This is a genomic window from Natronomonas sp. (assembly GCF_046710025.1).
Taxonomy (GTDB): Archaea; Halobacteriota; Halobacteria; order Halobacteriales; family Haloarculaceae; genus Natronomonas.
Genome location: NZ_JBKEGK010000268.1, coordinates 1 through 3215 on the forward strand (window position 1 = coordinate 1; position 3215 = coordinate 3215).

The following is a 3215-nucleotide window of genomic DNA, read 5'->3' on the forward strand; positions in this document are numbered from 1 at the left end:
CATCGAGCAGACCGTCGACGAGGCCGGTGCGGTCCTCTACGTCTGCATCCCCCACCGCGCGCAGGGTATGTACGGCGCCGTCGCCGTCGTCGACGAGTAACGCGTCACCCGACACCCACGTACTTTTATTTACCAACCTCTAGCCCCCGCTGTGGAGCGAATCACGGATCGCGCTTCGAACCCCTTTGGCATGCGAGCCCCAGCAGAACCAGCGGTGTACGGCTACGGTGATGTTAACGCTGACTTTCACGTGATCGGCGCCGACGGTGACACCCACGGCGGAACGGAGACGGGCGTCCCGTTCACCCGGTCAACCGCCGGCGAACGGATCCAATCGGTTCTCCACGCTGTCGGCTTCGCCGCCGAACCCTACAGCGATCGTCCCACTCTTGAGAACTGTTATCTCTCGTATCTCCGGCTCGCGCCGGGCGATCCGGCCGATGTCGAGCGCTACCTCGACGCCGAACTCCGGGCGCTGAACGCCCACATCCTCCTTCCCGTGGGTGATGATCCGCTCGGGTACGTTCTTCGGGAATTCACGACGCAGGCGCGGTCGCTCCCGGTCGACGCCGAACGCCTACACGCCACCGAGATTCGCGGCCGAGGGTTTCTCGTCGTCCCGATTCGGGAGCCGACGGCGTGGGAGCCGGGCGACGAGGCGGCCCTCGTTGATCGACTTGAATCACTATTGAACAGCGACTACCGGCAGACGAAAGGCGTTGCGACGCGGATCGGGTGAATAAGGCGGCGGACAACAACGCGGCGCGGGGAGGGTCCCGGCCCGCCAACGCGGGGGAGCAACCGATCAGCGACCTGCACCCGACCTGCGCGCCCAAAAGCGAAGCCAATCGGCGAGCGGGTCAGCGTCGCCCTCAACGCGGACCGTGAGATCCCCGTCGAAGCGCCACGTCGCACGCGGCGCCTCAGCACCGAACGCGAGTGGAACATCGATTTCAAGCCCCTCGGCTGTCACCGAGATGTCGTCGTCTCGGCTGAGTTCTTCCGAGAGCACATCGTCTATCGCGTCGTTCCAAGTTGTCCAGTCGGGGTCAAGCTGTCGGTGGGACATCTGTGCTGTGTTATCGATCGTCGGTGAGGCGCTCGTAGAGAGCGTAAACGTAGGGTTCGACCGCCCCCGCCGCCGCCCCGGCGGCACCCGCGAGCCGAATTTCGTCGGGTGCGATCCCGATGATCTCCGAGAGCGCGCCGGGGGCCGCGTCCCGTCCCGAGACGAGAACAGTCCGTCCCCGGACCCGAGCCTCGACTGTGAGATCAACCGCCCGCAACGCCATCGGGAGCCGGTCAACGACATCTTCCGGTCGGGCATCGGCCATCGCGCGGGCGGCCGACAGCGAATCAAACTCGACGAAGAGGCGGTCACCGGTCGAGCGGACCTCGGCCTCTGCGTCGCCGACAGAGACCGTCAAGTCGGCCTCGACGTGCAGCGAGGCCGGGACCTCAGTCACGCTCTTCGGTCGTCACCCGAAGTTCGCCGTCGAGACGCCAGCGGGCGTGCTCGGCGTCCTCGCCGGTCCCGCTCGGAACCTCGACCTCCATATCCTCGAACTCGTAGATGATCTCCGCGCCCCGCCCGGTGAGCCGATCGTAGAGGCTGATCGCAAGGTCCGGCCAGGTGGTCGTCTCGTCGATTTGCTCTTCGGTTGTCTCGGCGTCTGCCATACGCTGTTTACGCAGGCTACCTTCATAGTTGTTTATGTGATCACGACGACTCCGCGAGCGAGGCCGCGATAGCCGTCTCGATCGGAGTCTGATCGATGGGGACCGCATCCTGAAAGTCGTGATCCTCGCGGACAGTCACCGGGTGGCGCATGCTTTCGGCCAGCGGGCGCGCGATGGCGTACTGGACGTCAGTCGTGAACCGAAGCCAGTGCGAGGAGAGTTTCGGCGTCATCACCGGAACCGGAATAATGCGTATTGTCCGTCCCTTCCGGTCGGCCGTCATCCGGAGCAGCGACTCGTACGAACAGACCGAGGGACCGCCGATGTCGTACGTCTTGTCGCGAGTTTCGTCGACGTTCAACAGCCCAATCAGATAGTCAATCGCGTCTTGGATTCCGATCGGCTGACACGGCGTCCGAACCCACTGCGGGACTACCAACACTGGCAGACGGTCGGTCAGGTCGTTGACAATTCGGAAACTCGCGCTCTCAGGGCCGATTATCACCGCCGCCCGGAGCACAGTCAGATCAAATGCGCCCTCAGCGAGGACGGTCTCGACCTCACGGCGCGAGGCGAGGTGTGGCGAGAGGTCAGTCTCGTCGCCGCTGATACCGCTCAAGTAGACGACCCGATCGACGCCGGCCTCGGAGGCGATTTCGCGAAAGCGGGCCGCGTACCGACGATCGAGTTCGGCGAAGTTCTCCGAGGTGAGCGAGTGGATCAGGTAGTACGCGACGTCGACGCCGTCGCAGAGCCCCTCGAGCGACTCCGGATCACCGAGGTCGCCGGCGAAGGGTTCGACGCCCTCCGGGAACGACTCGCTGTCGGCACTTCGGGAGAACGCGACCACATCGTGACCCGCCTCGTCGAGAGCCCGAACCAGCCGCGATCCGACAAACCCGGTAGCGCCGACGACTAACGCCCGCATTGATGATGTATACGTGACCCATCAACAAGACAGTTTGGTACGGCCGACAGGTCTACCCGGGCCGCTCTCCGTCTGATCGGGCCGGCGGGAACTGGAACAGAAAGCGCGTCCCGCTCGGTGATCGCTCCGAGGCGGTGACGCGGCCGCCGTAGGCGTCGACGAGCTTTCCGACGAGGTACAGCCCGATACCGTCGCCCGAGCTTTCAGGGCCGTGGACGCCCGGTTCGAAGAGGTTCTCGCGGATGTCGGGTGGGATGCCGTCGCCATTGTCGGCAATCTCGACTTCGATCGCCCCCTCGGTGGCGGTCGCGGTGACAGAGATCGTGAGGTCCGCGGCCGGGTTGTGGACGACCGCGTTCTCGAGGACGTTCCGGAACACCTCGCCGACGAAGCGATCCGATTCGATGTGGAGGTCGGCCTCGATGTCGGCATCGATCGAGACGTCAGGTTCGTCCGACTGGACTACGGCGATCTCCTCTCGGAGGATGACACCGACGTCGACGCGTTCGAACTCCCCGCCATCGGTTTCGGACTCCAAGACCACGTTCGCGGTGTCGAGCAACTGCTCGATGCTCGCGGCTCGCTCCTCGATCGCCTCGGCCGGCGT

Annotated in this window: 7 protein-coding genes; 2 read left to right on the top strand and 5 right to left on the bottom strand. The window is 64.8% G+C overall.

Translation table 11 applies throughout. From position 1 onward, the window contains the following. Position 1 precedes the first annotated feature (1 nt). Complete coding sequence (locus tag ACI944_RS13520) at positions 2-100, top strand: plastocyanin/azurin family copper-binding protein (protein WP_411719558.1); 99 nt, start codon at positions 2-4, stop codon at positions 98-100. A 51-nt stretch (positions 101-151) separates the two neighbouring features. Beyond that, on the top strand, positions 152-739 hold the full coding sequence (locus ACI944_RS13525; RefSeq protein WP_411719552.1) for a uracil-DNA glycosylase family protein: 588 nt from the start codon (positions 152-154) through the stop codon (positions 737-739). A gap of 66 nt (positions 740-805) precedes the next feature. Here ACI944_RS13525 and ACI944_RS13530 read toward each other — a convergent pair whose 3' ends face one another. The 5 genes from ACI944_RS13530 to ACI944_RS13550 form a co-directional block, all read right to left on the bottom strand. After that, a complete protein-coding gene (locus ACI944_RS13530; RefSeq protein WP_411719553.1) occupies positions 806-1069 on the bottom strand; it encodes a hypothetical protein in 264 nt (87 codons plus the stop codon). 10 nt (positions 1070-1079) lie between these two features. Continuing rightward, positions 1080-1466, bottom strand: coding sequence for a peptide ABC transporter ATP-binding protein (locus ACI944_RS13535; protein WP_411719554.1), 387 nt, complete (start codon positions 1464-1466; stop codon positions 1080-1082). After that, positions 1459-1680, bottom strand: a complete 222-nt coding sequence (locus ACI944_RS13540; RefSeq protein ID WP_411719555.1) for a hypothetical protein — start codon at positions 1678-1680, stop codon at positions 1459-1461. Before ACI944_RS13540 ends, ACI944_RS13535 begins: the two co-directional genes overlap by 8 nt. A 40-nt stretch (positions 1681-1720) precedes the next feature. Further along, positions 1721-2608, bottom strand: a complete 888-nt coding sequence (locus tag ACI944_RS13545) for an NAD(P)H-binding protein (RefSeq protein ID WP_411719556.1) — start codon at positions 2606-2608, stop codon at positions 1721-1723. A gap of 52 nt (positions 2609-2660) precedes the next feature. After that, the coding region (locus ACI944_RS13550; protein WP_411719557.1) for a sensor histidine kinase at positions 2661-3215 on the bottom strand (555 nt) is incomplete at its 5' end.